This is a genomic window from Pelagibaculum spongiae (assembly GCF_003097315.1).
GTDB classification, from domain to species: domain Bacteria; phylum Pseudomonadota; class Gammaproteobacteria; order Enterobacterales; family Pelagibaculaceae; genus Pelagibaculum; species Pelagibaculum spongiae.
This window is the reverse complement of the sequence record NZ_QDDL01000005.1, coordinates 321,977-344,036: the sequence shown is the minus strand read 5'-3', so window position 1 is coordinate 344,036 and position 22,060 is coordinate 321,977. Positions and strand designations below refer to the sequence as shown.

General features: G+C 42.2%; 14 protein-coding genes and 1 pseudogene. 4 read left to right on the top strand and 11 right to left on the bottom strand.

All coding sequences use genetic code 11. From position 1 onward, the window contains the following. Positions 1–146: 146 nt before the first annotated feature. Complete coding sequence (gene typA, locus DC094_RS14040) at positions 147–1,958, bottom strand: translational GTPase TypA (RefSeq protein ID WP_116687727.1); 1,812 nt, start codon at positions 1,956–1,958, stop codon at positions 147–149. A 570-nt stretch (positions 1,959–2,528) separates the two neighbouring features. Here typA and DC094_RS14035 point away from each other — a divergent pair. The 3 genes from DC094_RS14035 (at position 2,529) to DC094_RS14025 (ending at position 6,958) form a co-directional block, all read left to right on the top strand. Beyond that, on the top strand, positions 2,529–3,128 hold the full coding sequence (locus DC094_RS14035) for a hypothetical protein (protein WP_116687726.1): 600 nt from the start codon (positions 2,529–2,531) through the stop codon (positions 3,126–3,128). A gap of 281 nt (positions 3,129–3,409) precedes the next feature. Continuing rightward, a complete protein-coding gene (locus DC094_RS14030) occupies positions 3,410–4,810 on the top strand; it encodes a hypothetical protein (RefSeq protein WP_116687725.1) in 1,401 nt (466 codons plus the stop codon). A 318-nt stretch (positions 4,811–5,128) separates the two neighbouring features. Continuing rightward, the gene (locus DC094_RS14025) at positions 5,129–6,958 is read left to right on the top strand and encodes an alpha/beta hydrolase family protein (protein ID WP_116687724.1); all 1,830 of its coding nucleotides are present in this window, start codon (positions 5,129–5,131) and stop codon (positions 6,956–6,958) included. A 236-nt stretch (positions 6,959–7,194) separates the two neighbouring features. Here DC094_RS14025 and DC094_RS14020 read toward each other — a convergent pair whose 3' ends face one another. From DC094_RS14020 to DC094_RS14000, 5 genes and pseudogenes are all read right to left on the bottom strand, one after another. After that, positions 7,195–8,190: an IS30 family transposase gene (locus tag DC094_RS14020; RefSeq protein WP_116687723.1), complete on the bottom strand. Its 996-nt coding sequence runs from the start codon at positions 8,188–8,190 to the stop codon at positions 7,195–7,197. 346 nt (positions 8,191–8,536) lie between these two features. Then, a complete protein-coding gene (locus tag DC094_RS14015) occupies positions 8,537–9,643 on the bottom strand; it encodes a transposase (protein ID WP_116687722.1) in 1,107 nt (368 codons plus the stop codon). Positions 9,644–9,835: 192 nt separating this feature from the next. Beyond that, the gene (locus DC094_RS14010) at positions 9,836–10,726 is read right to left on the bottom strand and encodes a hypothetical protein (protein ID WP_116687721.1); all 891 of its coding nucleotides are present in this window, start codon (positions 10,724–10,726) and stop codon (positions 9,836–9,838) included. A gap of 28 nt (positions 10,727–10,754) precedes the next feature. Next, positions 10,755–11,081, bottom strand: a pseudogene (locus tag DC094_RS14005) (transposase); the annotation flags it as partial. A gap of 1 nt (position 11,082) precedes the next feature. Further along, positions 11,083–13,425: a molybdopterin-containing oxidoreductase family protein gene (locus DC094_RS14000; protein ID WP_158527330.1), complete on the bottom strand. Its 2,343-nt coding sequence runs from the start codon at positions 13,423–13,425 to the stop codon at positions 11,083–11,085. Between the two features lie 239 nt (positions 13,426–13,664). On the opposite strand from DC094_RS14000, the gene DC094_RS13995 reads away from it, so the two are divergent. Continuing rightward, positions 13,665–16,787 (top strand): hypothetical protein, encoded by a 3,123-nt coding sequence (locus DC094_RS13995; protein ID WP_133245560.1) that lies wholly within the window; start codon positions 13,665–13,667, stop codon positions 16,785–16,787. Positions 16,788–16,850: 63 nt separating this feature from the next. On the opposite strand, the gene mtnN is transcribed toward DC094_RS13995, so the two are convergent. From mtnN to DC094_RS13970, 5 genes are all read right to left on the bottom strand, one after another. Continuing rightward, positions 16,851–17,621, bottom strand: a complete 771-nt coding sequence (mtnN, locus tag DC094_RS13990; RefSeq protein WP_255420911.1) for a 5'-methylthioadenosine/S-adenosylhomocysteine nucleosidase — start codon at positions 17,619–17,621, stop codon at positions 16,851–16,853. A gap of 276 nt (positions 17,622–17,897) precedes the next feature. After that, positions 17,898–19,004, bottom strand: coding sequence for an SPM autocatalytic domain-containing protein (locus DC094_RS13985; RefSeq protein WP_500796513.1), 1,107 nt, complete (start codon positions 19,002–19,004; stop codon positions 17,898–17,900). Next, positions 18,943–19,767, bottom strand: coding sequence for a hypothetical protein (locus DC094_RS23040; RefSeq protein WP_116687716.1), 825 nt, complete (start codon positions 19,765–19,767; stop codon positions 18,943–18,945). The genes DC094_RS13985 and DC094_RS23040 overlap by 62 nt, the downstream gene beginning before the upstream one ends. A 168-nt stretch (positions 19,768–19,935) precedes the next feature. Continuing rightward, the gene (locus tag DC094_RS13975) at positions 19,936–20,565 is read right to left on the bottom strand and encodes a hypothetical protein (RefSeq protein WP_116687715.1); all 630 of its coding nucleotides are present in this window, start codon (positions 20,563–20,565) and stop codon (positions 19,936–19,938) included. Continuing rightward, entirely contained in the window at positions 20,543–21,367 is an 825-nt protein-coding gene (locus tag DC094_RS13970) for a hypothetical protein (RefSeq protein ID WP_116687714.1), read from the bottom strand. Before DC094_RS13970 ends, DC094_RS13975 begins: the two co-directional genes overlap by 23 nt. Positions 21,368–22,060: the final 693 nt, after the last annotated feature.

The following is a 22,060-nucleotide window of genomic DNA, read 5'->3' as shown; positions in this document are numbered from 1 at the left end:
CTCTAGCATGCTCTCTACTATTTATTTAAGATATCGAAACAAATTTCCTAATCAAACACTATCGCAATCCATAAAAAAAACCGCTCCTGTTTCCAGAAGCGGTTTTTCAATATTCAATCACTAGCAACCGCTAAATGATTAATTATTTACGAACGAGCAGAACGCTTACGCTCGTGCTCTTTCAAGAAACGCTTACGCAGACGAATACTCGTTGGAGTAATCTCTGCCAGTTCATCATCATCGATAAACTCTAATGCTTGTTCCAGGGTGTGCTTAACTGGCGGCACTAACACGATGTTTTCATCGGTTCCTGAAGCACGAATGTTGTTCAGCTGCTTACCCTTGGTAGGGTTGATTGCCAAATCATTGTTGCGGCTATGCAAGCCAACAATCATACCTTCGTAAACATCCAAGCCATGGCCGATAAACAAACGACCGCGCTCTTGCAAGTTAAACAGGGCATAACCCAGTGCTTTACCCGTTACCATTGAAACCAATACACCGTTATTACGATGAGTGACTTCAGTATCTTTAACCGGACCATAATGATCAAAGATGTTGGTGATAATGCCTGAGCCTGAAGTCATGGTCATAAATGCGCCACGGAAACCGATCAGACCACGAGCTGGCATAACAAATTCCAGTCGTACACGACCTTTTCCATCAGGAACCATGTTAGTCAGTTCAGCGCGACGGTTACCCATCTCTTCCATTAAAGAACCTTGGTGCTGCTCTTCAACATCAGCCACTACAAACTCATATGGTTCGTGAATTTTACCATCAACTTCTTTTTGAACGACTTCCGGACGAGATACCGCCAGCTCGAAACCTTCGCGACGCATGGTTTCAATCAGAACCGATAAGTGCAATTCACCACGGCCACTGACACGGAATTTTTCCGGGCTATCACCTGGTACAACACGAAGTGCCACGTTGTGCAGCAGTTCCTGGTCCAGACGGTCTCTGATGTTGCGGCTAGTAACGTACTTGCCTTCCTTACCAGCAAACGGAGAATCGTTTACCTGGAAAGTCATCGAAACGGTTGGCTCATCAATACTTAAAGCCGTCATTGCCTCAGGGTAATCTGGATGACAAAGCGTATCTGAGATATTCAACTTGTCGATACCAGTGATACAAACGATATCACCTGCATTTGCAAGATCGACATTGACACGGTCAAGACCGTGGAAGCCTTTAACTTCACCGATACGACCTTTACGCTGCTTGCCTTCATGATCAATGATCATCACCTGACAACCAGGCTCCATTGCACCGCGGGTGATTCGGCCGATACCGATAACACCAACGTAGGAGTCATAATCCAGCGCAGAAATTTGCATCTGCAGTGGGCCTTCAAGGTCAACCTTTGGTGGCGGAACCTTATCCAGCACCATTTGAAGTAATGGCGTCATGTTTTCGGTCATTTGATCCGCTTCTAAGCCTGCAACACCATTTAGTGCTGAAGCGTAGATTACCGGGAAGTCCAACTGTTCTTCAGTCGCACCCAGACGGTCAAACAGGTCAAACACCTGATCTAGTACCCAATCAGGACGTGAACCAGGACGGTCAACCTTGTTGATAACAACAATTGGCTTAAGGCCTTGCTCGAAAGCTTTTTGGGTCACAAAACGAGTTTGCGGCATTGGGCCGTCAACTGCGTCAACCAACAACAACACCGAATCTACCATCGACAAAACACGCTCAACTTCGCCACCAAAATCGGCGTGGCCGGGGGTGTCTACGATGTTGATACGGTAATCGTTCCAGCGAATGGCCGTGTTCTTGGCCAGAATGGTGATGCCCCGCTCTTTTTCCTGATCATTGCTATCCATCAGACGTTCACCGCCAGCGTTACGACGGTCTAACGTGCCAGACTGTTCTAACAGCTTGTCTACCAAGGTAGTTTTACCGTGGTCAACATGGGCAATAATGGCAATATTTCTTAACTTCTCAATCACAGGGGCGGGTTCCTCCACTCAAAGGGATGCGGATTATACCCAAGAACAAAGGAATCTGAATGTTTTTCTCAAAAAAACAGTGGTTTCTTGATCAGTTACCGCTGGTCAGTGACTGAACTTCTATTGAAATAACATTCAAAGTACAAGCAATCGGCCGCCCAAAAAACGATCATTTAAATACTTCGTTCAATAAAGGTCATTTCGATTGAATGAATAATCCAACGACAACTACCTTTGGATCGGCTCATTACCTCATGCGAGATAAGTAGCTTTTCCGTTATTTCCTTAATTACGTCTGCATTACACTTCTATTGATTTAGCGCAGCTGCGTTCCCCTCGGTAACAACTACTTTGTCATCCAACACTGTAATAATCTTTACGTTTAATAACAGTTTGTCAGTTATTGATATGCGTCAGCTTTCAAATATTTAGCTAGCGCTAGTATGTTACCTGATCGGTGAATTCACCGACTCTGACCCAGCAAAAAAATAAAAATAACAAGGCAGCAATGGATTGTTCTCAGAGTACGACCAGGAGCATCAGTACAGCCTGAAATAAAGGGGAAAGAATATGAGTAAAGTGACCTGTTTTGGATTTCGTAGCTTTGGTGAGTTATCTCATTTTGATAAAGCGCAGCAAGTACTTGAAGCATCTGGAGATCCGGTAGAAAAATATCGCGACAAAATGATTCTGTTACTTTCAGAAAATAAAACTGGCTACCAAGTAAAAATGCGTGGCAAGGAAATGAAAGTACGTCGCTTAAAAGAGCAACAGCACGGCTTTGCTCGCTGGGAGCTGCAAGCAGCAATTCCATTCCCACTCTCTCCTGAAACGATTAAAGAAGTGCTATTCCCTGCCTTAGGATTAAATGATGCGCCTGAATTGGATCACCATGAATATCCAATGGAAATCCTATTAGCAGACATCGTATTACCTCACCCTGATTTATGCGCGGTACCTGCATTTAAAGATGCTCGCGTTTGGGAATTTAATGGTGGCAAAGTTGAGCTGGTCAGCCTGCAGCTAAATGGCGATGACTTATGGACACTAGGCATCCGTAATCCCGACGCTGATAAGCTTAGCGACACGCTGAAGCAATTCGGCATGGAAGGTGAACGAAACATTACTTACAGTGATGCCATTGAAGAATTCCAGTGGAAGTGTGCTTAATCGCCCGACCACTACTTAGATTCTTCCCTAATTTTGCAGACTGGTTATTTAATTAGCCAAGTCTGCTTTTTTGTTTTCGAATAAAGTCCTCTCCTCCTCTGCTTTCAGCCTCCTCCCCCCTAAACTGCAGCTATATTCTTTAGTTTATTTATGACTATTTATTCTTGGTTCCTCACAATCTGTGAAGCAACTCGCCTAATTGATCGCTTTTAGATTCAATTTAAGGTCTAGACTGACACTAAGAAACTACTTTATCAGCTAATTCAAAAAGACGCTGCACTATGCCACAGCACCAAAAACAACAAAATCATCTCCAAGAAAAAAACCAGGTCACTATTGAACTAGAACTTCATGATCGCTTCCAACTTCAGCTCACTTCAATTTATCCAATCGGCAGTAAAACCAGCCATCTAGAATATTATTTATTCGTTCCTCCTAGCTTGGGCTGTACCGCCGAAAGATATCCCGCAGAGTTTTTTTACCGTGATCTAAGAAGCTTTCTTCGCTATCGAGTCAACCCGCAATCATTAGAAAAAATTATAGAATCACCAATATTCGATGAGTTGACCCAGCGGATATTTAATCAACAAAGCCTTCGATTTGGTTTGAAACTACGTAGATTGGGTTGCGAAATAAAGCATGCTGTTGCCCACTGGATCTCCCTTCATCCCAATCCTGAACGCGAAAAAATTATACTATTTAATACTCAGTTAGAATTTTTGTTAACAAAGCTTCGACAATTACCCATACCTGAAGAAGGCAGAATTCGTCGGATATTTCGTCAAGTTGATGAATATATAACCCACAACCTGGAGTATCAGTTGTGCCGCTGGTTACAAGAGCATTCCAAACTGAGCAATGAACACAGCTCACCCATAAAACAAATTCTGGTTCATGAAGGCGAATGGCGACGTTTAAATAATTACCCAGAAATAAAAATCGATGGAAGAAATGAACAGTTGCTTGCCAGAATTCGTCTATTGCGGCGTTTTTGTGAAAGTACTTTGTTTCTTGAAGTCAAACGTAAAAGAGAAGGCCGCTGGATGGAACAAATGGTGTTTAGCCTTGCTGCGGGCTTAGCTATGGCGATCGCTATGGCAATTGCATTTATGGCACAGCAAGAATATGGCAACCTGACTTTGCAATTTTTTAATGCCATGGTGGTTGGCTACATTTTAAAAGACAGAATCAAAGAAATAATTCGAAATATTACTTGGAAAAGACTCAATAAAAATTATTTTGATTTTCGAACCACTATTTTAGACAGTCGAAAGAAAAAAATGCTAGGACAAATTCGAGAGCAGGTTCGCTTTCCTGACCTCGATAAAATTCCAGATACCATTCAAACAGCCAGAAACCAACAACTGCCTTCGGCGAAAGAAACCGGTGAAACACTTCTGTTATATCGAAAACAGTTACAACTTAAAATCAGCAAACTTCCCGGTGGCTATCAAGCAATACAGGATGTTCAGTTTCTAAACCTACAGCAAATGATTAGCTTGACCTCAGAACCCATAGATGAGCTGCTGACCTATGACGGCCAACAGGTTAATTCAGTCGAAGCTAAAAAATCTTACCAACTATGGTTGATTACTCGAACCACCAATGGCGAACAACGGATCAATGTCTGGCGGATTACTCTGACTAGAAAAGGTATTCGACAAGTCAAAAAAATTTCCTAAGAATCTATTCATCAGGCTGCTCCAAAAACCTGTGACCATCTGATTTAATTAGTAAGCATCACCCCAAGCATAGATGTACTTTTTGATGCGAATGACGAATGACCGACGCAATATCCGATAAATTTCGCGGAGCAGTCGCTTTTTGAAAACCAAAGAGTTAACTCACCGTTATATCACTACTGGGTGATATGGATGAAAATTTGAGTAGCTAATTCTCAGATAACGCAGTTTTTAACATGAATGATGTTCAGAAACGCTATGACGATCTTATGACAATCTCTAACCTGATTATCCTTTATAAAAAAACCGGACATCGAAATGCGTCGAGTTCTACCTGCGTTGTTAGGCGTTGTTTGCTTATCTGCCCAAGCTGCTGTTGATACATGCAACCCGCTGGCATTGAATAGCTGCAATCTTCCTTTCCCAAGTGATCACTTTACCCTTCTCGATGAAACTTCTGATACCGGTTTAAAACTCAGCATGCCGAATAACTTAATGCTGTCTCAGCAAACACTGGACTCTGGAGAGCTGCCAGACTCCGTATTGCCCGAAAGCTTATTTCAAAATGCCAATGGTTTTTCTCCTGCTGCGCCAATAATGTTTGAGCTAGACCGACAGATTTCAGCAGAGCAGCTAGTCAATCAAGGGCTAGATGGTTTAAAAGTTTTTGACCTAGATAGCGGGCAACAGATTGATGTGCATATCGGCATTAAATCGCTTAACCGAAAACAGTCTCAAAAAACCAGTCAATTTATCGAAGCTTATCCGGTAAGCCGCTTTAATTTTGGCCATAGAATAATCGCAGTATTAACTCAAGATTTAATTAATCAGCCAACTCAAATAAATGTTGCGCCGGGCGTACAACAGCTATTGTCTACATACGATGCAGCAACCGCATCAGCCTCTGAAACTCAAATGATTGACTTCATAACAGGGCAAGGCATAGCGCTACAAGATATTGTTAGCATGACGCAATTCACTATTGCCAGCGAAGCCAATGTAACTCAACCCATGCTAAAGCTTAGCGAGCAGGTGATGGCTCAGCGTGGCCGAATTCGAAATTTAAAAGTCAATTATGCAAATATCGGATCAATTGCCGCAAAAATTCGTGGCGAAGTATTGCTTAATGAATACAGAGATCCCGAAGGAAAGGTTGATTTTAGTGGTGAATATAAGCGAGACAACTGGGCTAAATTCGAACTACTACTTCCAAAAGAAGCCAATGACGGAAAAGTGCCATTAATGATTTATGGCCACGGACTAGGTGTTCCTAGAGAAACCCGCTTTATTGCCAGCGAGCCCAACCTGAAAAAAGGTATTGCGGTACTGAGCATTAGCCATCCGAATCATGGTGACCGCTCTGCAACCGATGGCGGTTTTATCTTCAGTATTTTACAAACTGAAAAATTCCCCCGCATTCTTGGTATGGCACACCAGTCACCTTTAGATTTCCTAGCGACTTGGCATGCAGCAAAAACCATTATTGCCGCAAACGATTGGATGCCACAAAAACGCGATCTGAGTAGTCGCCTTAAATATAACGGTATCGATGTTGCCGATATAGATCCTGAAAAAATCTACTACATGGGTACTTCTCTCGGTGGTGTTTTTGGTTCAACGTTTGTTGCAACGGCTCCAGATTTAAAAGGTGCCTGGCTACAAGTAGCTGGCGTGGGTGTTAGCAATATATTAATGCACTCCGCGTTATTTTACGGTGTTGGTTTTGCTAACGTCATTCCCGATTCAGCATCAGAATCCGATTTAGCTTGGTTACAAAGTTATATTCAAATGGCTTTAGACCCAGGTGATGGAATTAACTTTGTTCACCGCTTACAAACACTGCCAGGTAATATGCAAGCCAGACCATTGGCAGTTCAAGTTGGCTTAGGTGATAGCTTAGTATTTAACCGCTCTTCCCATGCATTAGCATTATTAACCGGTCTCAGTCAGGTGGGCGACGTTTTAGAAAGCTGGTCTGGCGTGCCTTACTTAGCCGAGATGGACAATGGCTCAGGGTTATTACAAGTACCTTCGCCTTTAAAGGATCTACCACTAGAAGATACTTTTGCCCATGCCAGCTTTTTTCATCCTTTGGCAAGGCGTGGATTTAAGCAATGGCAAGATGCGGTTATTCTTACCAATAACTGATGATCAGTTAATAATTATTTAAAAAACCTGCATTCATTGCAGGTTTTTTGGTTTTTATTCTACGAATATCTATAAAAACAGCACGCAAAACAGCACGCCACCCATAATTTAAACTATACCTCAATCTAAAAACCTAATGACCGGAATAACACTAAAACACTAACATTAAATATGATTGCAGTGGTCGATTGCTTCGTTTTTAATGCAATTATATAACAAAATAGCACAACCTGAATTCAAATCTTAAGTGCATAACCCAGTAATTGTTTTCTACTGATCTTGGTTTCTGCTTCAAATGCTTCGTATGCAGTTTGGTAATTCAAACATTTTCTTGGGCGACTATTCAATCGATCAACCGCTTCTATCACTTCTTGGTTTTTAACATTTTTCAAAGACATTGTCTTTGGGAAGTAACGTCGTAACAATCCATTGGCATTTTCATTCTGCCCCCTTTCCCAAGAGCTATAAGGTTTTGCAAAATAATTGTCGCACTTAATTTTTTTGCTTAAGTTTTGATGGCTAGCGAACTCTCTTCCATTATCAAATGTTATTGTTTTAACATGCTTTTTAAGCGGCAGTAGTAAGCTAATCAGCGCCCCGACAACATTTTCTGTTGTTTTTTTCTGAACCGGCATTGCCAGACGAAGCTTGCTCTTTCGCTCATCAATCGTTGCAATCGCACCTTGGTGACCTTTTCCAATAATGGTATCAGCTTCCCAGTCTCCAATACGTGCTCTGGTATCAACAATGGTTGGGCGATCTTCTATTCCTATCCGCCCTGGAATACCTTTGCACGAGCCACCGGAACTACCGTATTTCTTTCGATAAGGTTTTAATTTCCTGGGCAAGTAGCGATACAGTAACCCGCCTAATCTTTTGTCTTTACGAATAAAATTATAAATCGTCTGATGGTGCATCTTAAACAAACCATCTTTGCCTGCGCGCCCCGCAATTTGTTCCGGACTCCAATTTTCCTTTAATCCATAGCAAATATAATCGACAGTAGCGCCAGTAATCTTTCTCTGTTTAGGCTTGTCTTCAAGGCGTTTCTGGGCAAATGCTTGAGCTTGTTTATGGCGATAGCCTCGTAATCCTGTGTTGCGTTTCACTTCTCTGGAAAGTGTACTCTGGTTGCGCTGAAGGCTGCTGGCGATAGTGTTAAGCGAGTCACCCATTTTCAAGCGTGTCTCAATATAGTATCTTTCTTCGGAGCTCAGATGTTTGTAGCCCATAGTGGCCTCTGTTTGGTTTGGTCGCCAACAGAGAAAATATCTGAGCTCTTCTTTTAGCTCAACCTCTGTTAGCGAACAGAGGTTATGCACTTATGATACGAATCCGCGCAACAAAATAGCAAAATAGCACGCCACCCATAATTTAAACTATACCTCAATCTAAAAACCTAATGACCGGAATAACACTAAAACACTAACATTAAATATGATTGCAGTGGTCGATTGCTTCGTTTTTAATGCAATTATATTAAATTAATGCCACGACGAGAACCGGATCAGCCCGGTTATTTAAATTACATCTTATTTTAAAAGTTCTGGATTTAAATCCACTCAATAAAAATGAGCATCAAGAGGGTGGTTGTTTTCCTGGTGATAGTGTTTGCTGTCGCCAAGTTTCGGTTTGTTGCTTGACCCGCTCTTTGAACTGTTTGAGGTTCAGCGCGCTCCCCATCGCATGGGCAAACTGTCGCGCACTGGCCATTACAGTGCTGCGACCACTCATGGCAGAAGCCCACCAGCGTGCATTTGTTTCGATTTCTAATCGTTCAAAAATTGGTGGCAAACTATCGTCCATATGATATTTTTTATCAGTTCGCGCCATGCGAGCACTGGCATCAACCAATTCCAAATAATCTTTTAATTTAAATGGCAGCGAATGAATTTTATCTTTGATGTTAATGCTGGACTTAGTTTCGCTATCAACAAAAGGTTTTAATCGGGCGAAATTGTAATCGTAGCGACGCTGACCATTTGTTTTTCGGCTTTTCTTTCTACGATGATTACTAGCAGGTAATTCCGTTTCTACTCGCACTTGAACCGAAGTGTAATTCGAACTTTCTGGCGTTTGTGCAATACCGGCACGCAATGGATTTAGGTCGACATAAGCCATGCAGGTTAGCAGGGCTTGTTGATCCAGCAATGCTTGCGCCTTGAAACGCCCCTCCCAGAAACGTCCTTTGCATAAATCTTCCGCGTTTGCCATTCTTGCTAACGGCTCATTAATTGAGCGCATAAACCAGCTAATGGAATATAATCGTTTGCGGTAAATAGTATCAGCAGTTTCTTCGACCCATTGAGTTTGCATTTGAGTAAGCAATTGGCGCTTGCTTGGATCTAAGTAATCTTTAACCCATGGATGAGGTGAAAATACTTTACAGTAATGCAACAGCACCTGCTTGATATCCCAGTTCTTTGCCCGTTCAACATCAATATATACAACGAGATGATAGTGATTCGACATCACGGCGTAAGCAGCAATATCCACCGCAAACGCCTTGCTCAGTCGATCAATTCTATCGACAATCCATTGGCGGCGATGATCGTAATTTTTACGGTGTTTTTTGAGCAGCGTCGGATCTTCCCCACACAGCCACCCTCGCCTAACACAACGCGAAATTACATGGAGAAATGGATTTTCTTTCGGATCGTATAGAATAGCTCTGGGTGATGGCATGATGTGAAAATGACAACTTTTTCAAGTGCCGCTCCTGCAAAAATCAACGGTTTTCACAGATTAAATCAATGGCAACCAGATGAGAAATCAAATGTTTTTTGGCGGGTATAAATAATATCTTGGGTGGCGTTATTGTGTTGGCGTTATTGTGTTGTTATTGTGATTGAGTGTATCGAGCCTGCATTTTTTAAATTAATTAAGTCTACCGACTAATGAAAATAGATCTTCTGACAATAATATTTTTAGCACATCTTCTAAATAACAACGCTTAGCATAATGTTGCAATGAAATAGGAATTTCTTGAGAAATTTCATTGCTATATTTTAATACTTCGGTTGTCAAGGCTAAATTCTTAGAAGAGAATCTTTTATCGTGCATTGCTCTAATTTGTAGTTCAATTGGTAGTTTCATCGAGCCATTTGAAATTGATTTCTTTATCGCGGCAGCTTGATAGCAACAAAGTATAAATTGAATGCAGTAAACGCCTATGTTTTCACTTAAACTTATTTTAGATTCTCCTCGAATATAAGCCTGATAAGATTTCAGTATCGCACTTGTACCCCATATGTTTTTTTCTTTATCGAGAGATCTTTTTTCGATAGATGAAATACCAAATGGAGTTAGAAGAGGGGTGTCTGGATCATCCATACTATTTCTTATTTCTTTTTTTCTTTTTATTCTGTCTTTCTGGAGAAGATATTCTTCGATGCTTCCATCAGTACTTATTGCCCAAATTTTCGCGTAATTTTTTGCATAATCTGCAAGTTCTGAATCGTTACATCTTATGATGTAACATGGATGTTTTTTTATATAGGATGAAGCATTTTGTTGAAGAACACCATTATATTGAAAATTTTCAGATGGTAATACAGAGTGAATTACTGGTCGAGAGTCAGTATGGCCCAAACAACACCAGAGCATGCTGTGGAATGCTGCAGGAGGGATATTAGCAGCTGAAGTACAATTTTTGCGTGTTTGAATTAGAATATCTCCCGGAAAAAGTTCTTCGCTGGTTATGTTCCTCATAAATCCTTCTCTTTTTTCCCTTATTTTCGCCACCGGATATTTAAAAGGGCTATCCACTTAGCTCGGCCAGCTACTAGATGTAGTATTATCGCGATTTTATTTCGTTATAAGTTATCGGAGTGGTTATGACTGCTTGTTCAAGTAGCCGGTAAAATAATAGCCCTCTAGAGTTTGATTTTCGACGATTAAATCTGAAGGCATATTCATCAAGATAATATTCTAGCTGCTTTTCTTGTATTGCCCCTTGATATGCACCTAAAATCCATCTTTTTAATAACGAAGCCACTCTATGAACTCCCGGCATTGTTGTATGCGCGGCAATATCAGATCCTAAATGAACAGTTTTATGATGAGCAAAACCATTTTCATTAACACAGTTATAAATTGGCGAACCATCACTATAGATAACACTTTCAGACTTCATTTATTTTAAAAATCCGGCAAGGAACGGTTTTATGCGCCGGAATACCAGTAATTTCATCACGCCACTCCGTTCCCGTTAGCTGGTTTGGATTCACTCCAAACGCTTCTAGCTGACCTTTATCGTTGGGATATAACAAGCCCATTCCATTGGGGATCGATAGATTATCCAACCGCATTCCTTTATCGAGCACTATCGCTAATTCGGCTTTTCCCCAAGGGGTTTCTAATCTAACCCAATCATCTGCTGACAAACCATGCTGCTCAGCGACTGTTGGATGAATTCTTAACCGACAACTTTGCCCTTTACCTTTACGCCATTGCGGATCTCTTTGAATGGTATTCGCCGTCCAAGGTGAACGCTCTCCAGCCGCAAGCATTAACGGAAAATCTGGATGCTTAATTAAATCGCCCGCCGGATTACTTAAGCAAGCACGATATAGCTCAGGAATAAATGCTGGCAACAATCGCACTTTTTTATCTCGCCAGCCGCAACTCTCTTTAAAGGGAGATTTTTGATCCATTCTCGCGACTTCTAATCCGCTAGGATTTTCGATAATTTTCTGGAATAGGTTTTTACCCATTTGGGTCGGCAATAAAGCTTTCCATTGCGGGAAAACATTCAATACATTTTTTCTTCGCGTCAAAGCAAACAGCTGGCAGTTAACCCAAATACTCGCTAAAGCAGGCGAAGGTAGCTGCGGCCCAATCAATTGATACGCCCAGAATACCCAGCGAGCAAATGCTGCTCTTGAACTGGCTTTGCTATCGATAAAAGCCATCGCAGCGCCTGCCGCAGGCAAGCCAAAACTATTCGGCCCTTTTTCTGCTAAACGCCGTAGCCAGTTGGGTGGTGACGGCAAAAGGCCGCTGGCTTGAGCAATTCGGTGGAAAATTTCTGGCTCTGGCAGGGCATTATGCTGGCACTGAGTCACTGGCGGACGTAAATGCGCATAAATACCAGGAAAATGCCGACCAAAAGTACTCCAGTCCCACTTTTCATAACCGGTTGGGCTGGGCAGTACATAATCGGCTTGCATCGCTGTTTCAGTCATCGCCGGTTCAATTACCACCAAAAGTTCTAATTGCTTTAATGCTGCTGATTGCTCTTGTGACCCTGAATAACTGCGTAACGGATTTGCCCCTTCGACAATTAACGCCCGAATCGGCCCATCAATAATTTCTTCTGGCAGCAAATTAGGCGAAAACATATCAAATGGGCCAAGTGCAGGAATCCCGTGTATGCCCGACTGAGTGTCGGTAAATGACTTTTGCTCCAGCAAATGCGTATTCGGTGTAAAAGTTGGTCGGTAGTGATTACCGCCATCACGGCATAAATTGCCGGTAATACTAATGAGCACCCGTATTAACCAAGACACTAAAGTGCTATTGGGAACCCATTCAATTCCGGTGTCGTAAAAAATACAACCGCGCTCTGCATTGGCGTAGCTTTCTGCGGCTTGAATAATCAGCTCAGGCGTTAACTCACAACGGGTTGCCATTTCAGTGAGGTCTACATCTGCCATCAATTGCTGCAGTTGTTCAAATTGGCTAGTGCTGTTACTTACAAAGCGCTGGTCATATAACTGTCTCGTTAGAATATGTTTCAACATGCCGCTAAATAGCCAAACATCGCTGCCCGGCTTTAATGGCAAGTGAGTTTTTGCCAAGCGGGATGATTCATGAATTCGTGGATCGATCGCAATCAGTATTTTTTTCGGATCTTTAGCAAATTGACGCAGCTTTGTTGCTGAAGCATAACCACGATTTGAATGAACTGGGTTAGTGCCGACCAATAGCAAACAATCACTATTCCACGGATCTGGATGCAGCACACCATGCAAAGGTGCCTTAACCATTTGACGATCTAACAGAGCATGCTGGGTTTTTTCTTGTGCATAAGCACTGAACCACCACGGACTTTTTGCCAGCTGCAGCAGTGACAATCCATAGGTAATATCCAAATGATTACCTTGGCCACCCAAACCGGCAATTGCCAAAGCTTTGCCGCCATCGCGGTCAAGAATCGTGCGCAGTTTTGTGCCGATTTCAGCGATAGCTTCATCCCAGCTCACTGGCTCAAACTCACCTTGTAGATTTCTTTTCAGTGGCTGGGTAACACGCTGCTTATGCTGATTGTATTTACCGATGCTATAGGCCTTGTTACAACTATGTCCCTTGCTAAATGGGTGTTCTAGATCTGCTGTAATGTCGGTGATTTGATTGTTTTCAACATTGACTCGCAAACCACAATTTAAGCTGCACAGCACACATGCGGTAGCCTGATTGAACGCAGTATGAGCCACATAACTAGGCTGAGTTTGGATTCTATCCAAGGGTCTGGCTGTAGATTTGTCAAAAGGTTCGGCAATCATGGCTGGCTTTGTTTTTGTTGTTATCGGCTAATTATCTTCAGAATTTTGATAATAGATAGGGATATTTAGTTCTTTTGTTATTTTCCAACACCAAACCATTTCAATACGGTAACAAGTATTTAAAAACACCCTGCTACAATCTTCAGGTTGAAAAATTGAAAAATGGCTCTGCCCATTTAAAAATCTGAGGGAGACAGATTTTGAACCTGATAACAAAAAAAATGGCTTTTGCATCAGCTCGCTGGTTAAGCTTCTGCCTAGTCAGCATGATGTCGATCTTTTTACTTTCCTGTATTCAAACCCCAGCCAGAAACACACATGCAGAATCACCCAGTAATTTTGGTCAGCCTGCCAGCTTACCATTACCCGGCAGCATGCCTTTAGTCGATTATGAAACTCAGTTATATAACTGGATTCAGCAAAGGCGCTATGTAGATTTAGGCTGGATACGCGATAAGGATGTACGCGATACCGGCCCATGGATTGATGGAAAATATTACGGATCTCACCCAGCCGTCAGGATTTATTATTCACCAGGAGTAATGAAATGGCTGGTCAATGGCAGAAAGGGAGAAATTCCTGATGGTGCGATGATTATTAAAGAAATGTTTTCACCGCCTGCTGCACTTTATCAAGAATTAAAAAATAACCCTGCATATCCAACCAATCGAGATTACGACCGGTTAATCGATAGTTTGATTAGCGAATGGACTGTGATGGTTAAAAACAGCAGCGCTTCGGCAGATGGTTGGTTTTGGGGCAGTGTTAGCCTAGGCCAAGCAATAGATCAGCAAGTAGATACTCGAGCTAATCGAGACAACAGTGCGGTACAACTGCGCTACTCTGGCTTTGCTATGCCTTGTATTCGCTGCCACGCATCAGCTGAAAGTGAGCTGACTTTTAGTGATTTAGCCAATATAAAAGGTTTTTCCGGAGAACCACTTCAATTTATGGTGGATAACTCTTGGCGAACGCCGAGTCATTTTGATAGTGGGCCAATCGAACAATTAAAAAATGATCCATTTGTGCAGTCGCTCATTGAGTTGCCTACTTCACAATTACCTTGGAATACTCAGCAACAAGCGGCCAAACAGACAGCAGATAAAAAGCTGCAAAAAATATTCAGTAACCATAGCTCCTTGGACAACTCAGCCGCCGTAGTTAAAAATTCAACTTCTCAAGCAAACCAAGCCTTTATTGATACCTTTCCTCAAATCAGTAAAGTCGATCCATCTAGTGTCAAAAAATTCCCACCGCAATGGTTAGATCATGTGCCGATGCCTGCGGGCCATCTACAAAAATATGTTACTTCTGATAATTGCCTTGGCTGTCATGGCGGCCTAGGTGGTTCGCCGTCAGGGGTTAGCATGTTTATTCAAACCGGCCCTAATTATGGCGATGGTTTTAATATTTCGGAATTTGGCGAATGGCGCTGGTCACCCATGGGGCTGGCTGGGCGTGATCCGATTTTTCATTCTCAATTAGAAACTGAAATGGCGATTCTAAAAAACGACGCGATTAATCATCCCGAACAATTAAAAGCACCGTTAAAGGCAACTCAGCAAGCAGTCACCAATACTTGTTTAAGCTGCCATGGCGCAATGGGACAAAGGCAATTAACCGAAGATGCTAAAAAAGATCCGTCGCTCGATGCTAATTTCAAAGTCGATTATTACTATTTAAGCGAAGCGCTAACCAAGCAAGATCAGCAACTGCAAAAACAAGCCGGTAGTTTGCAATATGATAAGTACGGCGAACTGGCCAGAGAAGGCATTAGCTGTATGGTTTGCCATCATATAGACGCACCAAATGCCAAAGCAATTAAAGACTGGCAGCCCAAGCAAGCTGATTGGCTAACTTTCGCCACACCGAAAGAACTGGCTTATATGATGTTTCATAATAATACCGGCCAGTTTAATGCAGGCCCGGCAGATAAAATTAATGGCCCATTTGATGTTAGCGAAAAACCAATGGAGCATGCGCTAAACAGCAAGCCGGTTAAAAACCATTACACCAGCGATTCACAAATGTGCGGCACTTGCCACACGATTAACTTGCCGAATATTGGCATGAAGAATAATGAATTTCCGGTATTAACTGCCGCAGCAGCCGAAACCCCTTTTTCCGATTATAACCACAGCATTGAGCAAGCGACTTTCTTGGAATGGCAGAACAGTATTTTCGCAGTGTCAGATAGCTCAAACGATTCAAATGATGAGTTTCAAAGTTGTCAAGATTGTCATATGCCGAGTGACTTTAAACTGGATAATAGCGACCCGGGCAAATCAATTTCAATTGACCAACTAGTAACCAAAATTGCTACGATTCAAGATACTAGCGTGGCAGAAGCCGCTTATACCTTGCCCCAAGAAGATCTTGATATTCCGATGCGAGATAATTACAAACGTCATACCCATGTCGGTATGAATGTTTTCTTGCTGGAAATGTTTAATCAGTTTTCAGATATTCTGGGTGTTGGGAAAACAGATTATATGACCTCAGCCACCACCGGAAATCAACTGGCAATAGATAGCATGGTTCAGCAAGCACAGAAAAATACGCTGGATATCAGTGCCAACATTTTATCTCTCGCCGGTGATACTTTAACCACTCAAGTGATTTTAAAAAATAAAAGTGGTCACAGATTACCTAGCGGTGTGGCATTTAGACGAATGTTTATTGATTTTCAGGTTTTAAATGATGGCAAAGTTATTTGGCAATCAGGAAAAACCAATAAAGTGGGTGTTATCGTAGGTGCGAATAGCAAGCCACTAGAAACTGAGTTTTTGCCCGATCAAAACAGTTATCAGCCTCACTATGAAAAAATCACTCAAGAAAATCAGGTACAAATTTATGAAGAGCTGAATTTAAATGCTCAAAATGAATTTACTACCAGTTTTATTCACCGTGTGACATCGGTAAAAGATAACAGATTACTTCCCAGAGGTTGGCGAGAAGCCAGTTACTTCAAACCTCAGGGCGCAGTGATGTATCAGTTTATGCAAGCGACCGACCCACATGGAAAAGCTCGGCAAGATAGTGATTATCAAAACCCGAGCAACAGCCTGAGTTATCCCGGGCAAGACCAACTGATTTATTCGGTGAAACTGCCTAAAGGCATTAACAAGAAAAAACTGTCAGTTCGTGCAACCGCATACAGCCAGTCGATTCCGCCTTATTGGTTGAAACAGCGCTTTGAGCAAGCACCCGATGGTATCGCAACCCAGAGGCTTTATTACCTAACCAGTAATTTAAAGCTGCAAGGAACAGCAATGGAGAATTGGAAATTGAAATTGGTGAGTGCTGAAGATAATTTATATTAAATAGGAAATAAAAAAAGCCCGCAATAATTAATTATTGCGGGCTTTTTAAATACTTTTTTTGTATCAGGCAGCGACCGGACTCGGTGATAATTGGTCTGCTGTGACCTGATTGATAATGGCCATGACCATTTCTGCACTGTGCGTTGCTGCCGTCACCAAGAACTCATCAAAGCTGACGCTCGATTCTTTACCGGCAATATCAGAAAGCGAGCGAATCACTAAAAATGGCACGCTGAGTTGGTGGCAAACTTGGGCGATTGCTGCTGCTTCCATTTCAACCGCTTTGGTTTGCGGGAAACGCGCTTTAGTTTCAGCAATTTTGCTTTCGCACTGCATGAAAGTATCGCCAGTAATGATCAAACCACGGTCAATATGATAATGGTGATCACCCTGACTACGCAGCTGTTCCAGTGCCTTGATTGCTTGTTCTGCCAAGGTTTCACATGGAGTGAATGCCGCCGGCATACGAGGCACTTGGCCGTATTCATAACCAAATGCGGTGACATCAACATCGTGATGACGCACTTCGGTAGAAATAACCACATCACCAACATTCAGCGACGGATCAAAACCACCGGCCGAGCCTGTGTTAATAATACAAGATGGGTTGAAGCGGTCGGCCATCAGCGTGGTGCCAATTGCAGCATTCACCTTGCCGATACCGCATTTCTGCAGTACCACCGGCGTACCATCCAATTCACCGGTATAAAATTCAATACCGCCGAAGCTTAAGGATTCACTGTGGGTTAGTTTTTCCCGCAACAGGGCAACTTCCTGATCCATTGCGCCAATAATACCGATAGGTTGTTGCTGGTAATGCTGCTGACTACTCACTGACTACTGCCATCCCATTGAAAAATCCGGGCAATGCTAACAGAGAGGTCTAAAGCCAGCTAGCAAAGATTGACTATTTTTTGACCGGATTCAATTACTTCGGGACTAGAGGCTGGGGGTGAACGACTAAATGGATTCAAAAGATAGAGCGACAGGGAAGCCGAAGCCGAGGCAGCTTATCTCGGCACTTGGAAGTAGGCACGCCGCCAGAGCTCCCAGTAGGCTTTACATAAAATCCGCACCTTCCTTCTGGCAGGTGCGGTAGTTTTTGTGCCGTTATCCCCAAGCACCGGCAATAACCAATCCCAAGTCCTGCTGCTGGCGCTCTTCAGCCATGCTGACTTCGCCTGATTCATTAGCAGCAGCAAAACCTGCCATTGCTTGAATCATTCCGTCGACCGCAGCAGCACTTAGTGTGCTATCAATTGTAACAATCGCATTCAGCTGTTGCTGTGGCTGGCTGAACCAGCCTTCAATCGTAATTTGATCGTCACTGTGTTGCGGTGATAATACCGAGATTTGCAAATCATCATCAATCTGCGTGAACTCCAGCTGCTGCTGGCTAATATCAGCTAACAGCAACCGGTCGGTGCCACCGCTATTCTGTAAGTTGATTACATCTTTACCGTCACCCGCCGCAAACAAGAAATCATCATTACCCGCACCACCAAATAGCTGATCATTTCCACGGCCACCAATAATAAAGCCATTCTGATCGCCGGTTTTTTCAATTTGATCGTTCTGATCGCTACCAACAATACCTATCAGCGATGAATCCGCCTGCTGAGAATTAAACTGGTTTACTTGATCGGATAAAAAATGCACTTGTCCCTGCTCTATCTGTAAATCAACAGAGCCATCGTCATTCAGCTGAAGTTGTTGTTCAATGGTATCGGATAAATAAGCCAGGCTAACATCGGCTAATTGGTGGGTTTGCCCATCACTGGTTTGATAGCTACCTAAACCATGTATCAAATTACTACCAGAAATATCTGCCTGCTGATCACTGACCAAATTAATTGACTGAATACCTAACTGATCAAGCGATAAAAACTCTCCAGTTTCAGAAATACCATTTTGATTCGCATCTTGCCAAACACCAAACTGCTGCCATAACTCATCAGCCGCATTTAATTGCTGGTCATTATTGCTATCAAATGCCGCCAAACCTTCTAAATCAGTTTGAGCACCTTCTAAATAGCTGGTAAAAGAAATTTCATCGGTCTGATTAATTTGGCCATCGGCGTTTTTATCAAAGGCTAACAAACCATCGTCTTTACCGACCCAACCCATCGGGTTTTTGAGTTGGTTAAAATCTGCATCATAACTTGCAGAAGAATCCGATAAATTGACTAACTCTACGCCGTCGCCATCTAGGTCTATAACTACTGGCGCAAAGAAACCGCCACCGCTGCGACCACCACCAAATGAACCGCCTCCATAACCACCACCGTAACGGCCACCACCAAATGACCCGCCGCCATATCGACCACCCCCCAAAGCTGCCGCCAGAAGGATTAAAACCATTAATTGAACCGTTTCGGCCTACATTAACATAACCAAAACCGGGCATATAAATTCGTATCGTGCCACCGGTATCTCCGGTAAAACCAGTATTTGGCTTAGGCTTGGAAGGTGGTGTCAAACCATTATTTGCTGCAGTTTCTTCATTTTTATCATTATTGTACTGGTCGAAGGTTTTATCTGGCTGGGCACCACTATTCGGTGCGGTTCCATTACCAGAATTGCCAGTTTTTAATGGGTCTATTAAATCAGGGTTAACCGGATCCACCACCCCATAATTCGGATCATTTCTATCATCCTGCGTTGCCGGGCCTTCTGGCTCTTTAGTGTCGGGGTTACCGTTATTGGTATAAGTGTCTTCCGGATCAACCTTATCCGGATTTGCTACGACATCATTATTAATATCTTCAGGATTTACATGGCGGCCGTCTTCGGAAGTTTCGTCTTCTTCATCTTCAGGAGTAGTGGTGGTGTCTTCATCTTCATCATTGTTAGAAGTTTCTGTATCAGCAGAGAGCACTATTTTTTCATATTCTATTTTTGCTTTATCCATTTTCTTTTCAAGTTCACCAATGACGTTATTGTATTTCTTTAACTCAGCTTGTTTTTCTTTTTCTGACAACCCAACTGCTTCATTTGATCCTTCAAGAACTTTTTTTGCATCTTTTATATTATTTTCTAAACCATCTTTGTTGTTCTTAATTTTGGCATGAAGTTTTTCCGCTTCCTTTCCAGTTAAATCATCAGTAAATGCCTTAGCTTCGTCAATTCTTCTAGAATGAAAACCGGACTAACGAGTATCTTTTTTTCCATCGCCATCATGATCATTATGGTTGCTGCCAAATAGTATTTCATAGGCTGCATTGTGTGGTTCATCATTAATTATTGCAGCTGACAGCTTGGGGCCAATTAGACCATTACCACCATGATGTTTTAAATCTTTGATAGAATGCTTTTGATCTGCTGTTAGTTTATTAAAAGCTTCCGTTGCTTTTTTGTTTGTAGTTCTTCCCACTGCAGCTATTCGCGTGATAATACCGGACTCAGAACCATCAAAAACTTTTTCAGTTGCAAGCCTGCGGTTCTCTTCACGAGTGATATCCATCGTTCTAGATGGTTTGTTATTGGTTTTCGATACACTATTAGCCGCGGTATTTAGTAGCGCGTTAACCTCTGCTTTTCTACTGTCTTTATTCCAGTCTTTTTTGAATATTTTCCCTAGATTATGTTTAAGTATTCCTCTTCTAATATCGCCCAAACTTTCTTTAGTATGCCCCAGAACATCCAACACTGCATCTAATGAGCTCCCCACAGTTAAATTCAAACCCGATGCGATGCTTGTTATGCCTTTACTATCTAGATAAATACTAGACTTATCACCTTCCTTCGTTTTTAAATCATTCCACTGGGAGTCGTTCATTTTCCACCTGCCTTTTATTTAAATGCAACCAACAGCCTGTAGTGGTTACCAGTTTTGGGTTGGTATTTTGCTTGATAGTAGAAACATATGAAGTTTCTAAGAAATCTCTAATGGCCCATTTGGTCGCTGTATCCTTTATACTGAGTGAAGATTCATACCCATAAGTCTGGCCTTTGAATTTGAACAAACCTGACGGGGATGAGAAAACCCCTTCTTTTTTATACCCAACAACCACGTGGTAAGATTTGAAAAAACCATATTTTTCAGCCAATTTTTTTCTCTCATTCAGGCTAATATTATTCCAAAGCTGCTCTTTTGATTTTTTCAGTTGATCATAGTCGCCATATCCTAAAGGCAGACAAATACTGTTTATGCTGGAATATTCCACGACATGATCGGTGATTTGATCATTATTAATATCCAGCCAAGCCTCTTTTAGCGCTAACTCCCCATTCTGATAAAGCCGCTTTCTTTTCTGCCAAATTTCATCAGCATCTTCATATAGGTAAAAGTAGGGGTCGACAATTCGGTCGAGCTTTGCAAGATCTTCTTCAGCAGCCGGGGTAAATATTACCGCTTCAAATGGGCTATCGCTCATATCAGGTACCGTACAGGACTGCAGCGCTTCCCAGGGTTGCTGGTTCATAAACTGAGTCAGTGCCTGGCACAGGCCGTTGTATTGTTCGTCTTTACTGACTTTGAACCATGAGTTGTTGGTGGCGATTTTCTGCTGTGTTGCTGGTTCGGCATTTAATGCGGAGTAAAAAAACGTGAATACAAATAACAAAAAATATCTAAACATGGCTTATCCGTTTATTTGATTAAAGTGATATAACAGTATCAGGCCGATAGCATTCACATACACCGAAATAGGCGCAAACTATATCCCCCCCCTTAATACAACAAGCTGTTTTGTTTAAAATAAGACCAGCGCAGTAGAAATGCAGATGTTTGCTGCAAAGATGAAAAATAAAAGCATTGAATGTCATGTTTTAATGAAAAGTAAATGTTTTTATTTTAGTCAGTGGCTGATGATGCCAAGCTTGCCAATTGTAAATGACCAGTGGCCAACAATTCACTAGATTAAAAAACCGCAAAAAATATGCTGAAGAGATACAACTAACCGAAATAAAAAATATAAATTCAAGCGTTCACTTGATCCCAATCCCATGCAAACCTTTGGCTCCTGAGTGTACTTGCAGACTTACCCAGGCTACGAAAGCCGATTGTTTTTTATTGATAAATTTTTGGTGTTTTCGTTTAATAGCAAACCAAATATAGGCAACCCTCAAGGTAGCATTCTTTACAGATTGCCTTCTTGGCACATCCTCGTTATGCAAGCACTTAGCAACGATTAATATGCACGCTCAGCACAAATATTGTGGTTTGCTAAGGCTCCGCACAACCTACAACATCAGGGTTGCTGAAAGCCTTCCCGCTGCTGTACGCCAATCTGTCAATAACACCATCTTGACCGACTTCAGTTGTTTGATCG

Excerpts from the sequence above, each read along its gene's own strand:
- DC094_RS14035 (WP_116687726.1), top strand. The coding sequence starts at position 2,529 with ATGAGTAAAGTGACCTGTTTTGGATTTCGTAGCTTTGGTGAGTTATCT.
- DC094_RS14030 (WP_116687725.1), top strand. The coding sequence starts at position 3,410 with ATGCCACAGCACCAAAAACAACAAAATCATCTCCAAGAAAAAAACCAG.
- DC094_RS14025 (WP_116687724.1), top strand. The coding sequence starts at position 5,129 with ATGCGTCGAGTTCTACCTGCGTTGTTAGGCGTTGTTTGCTTATCTGCC.
- DC094_RS14020 (WP_116687723.1), bottom strand. The coding sequence starts at position 8,190 with ATGGGCTACAAACATCTGAGCTCCGAAGAAAGATACTATATTGAGACA.
- DC094_RS14015 (WP_116687722.1), bottom strand. The coding sequence starts at position 9,643 with ATGCCATCACCCAGAGCTATTCTATACGATCCGAAAGAAAATCCATTT.
- DC094_RS13975 (WP_116687715.1), bottom strand. The coding sequence starts at position 20,565 with ATGAACGACTCCCAGTGGAATGATTTAAAAACGAAGGAAGGTGATAAG.
- DC094_RS13970 (WP_116687714.1), bottom strand. The coding sequence starts at position 21,367 with ATGTTTAGATATTTTTTGTTATTTGTATTCACGTTTTTTTACTCCGCA.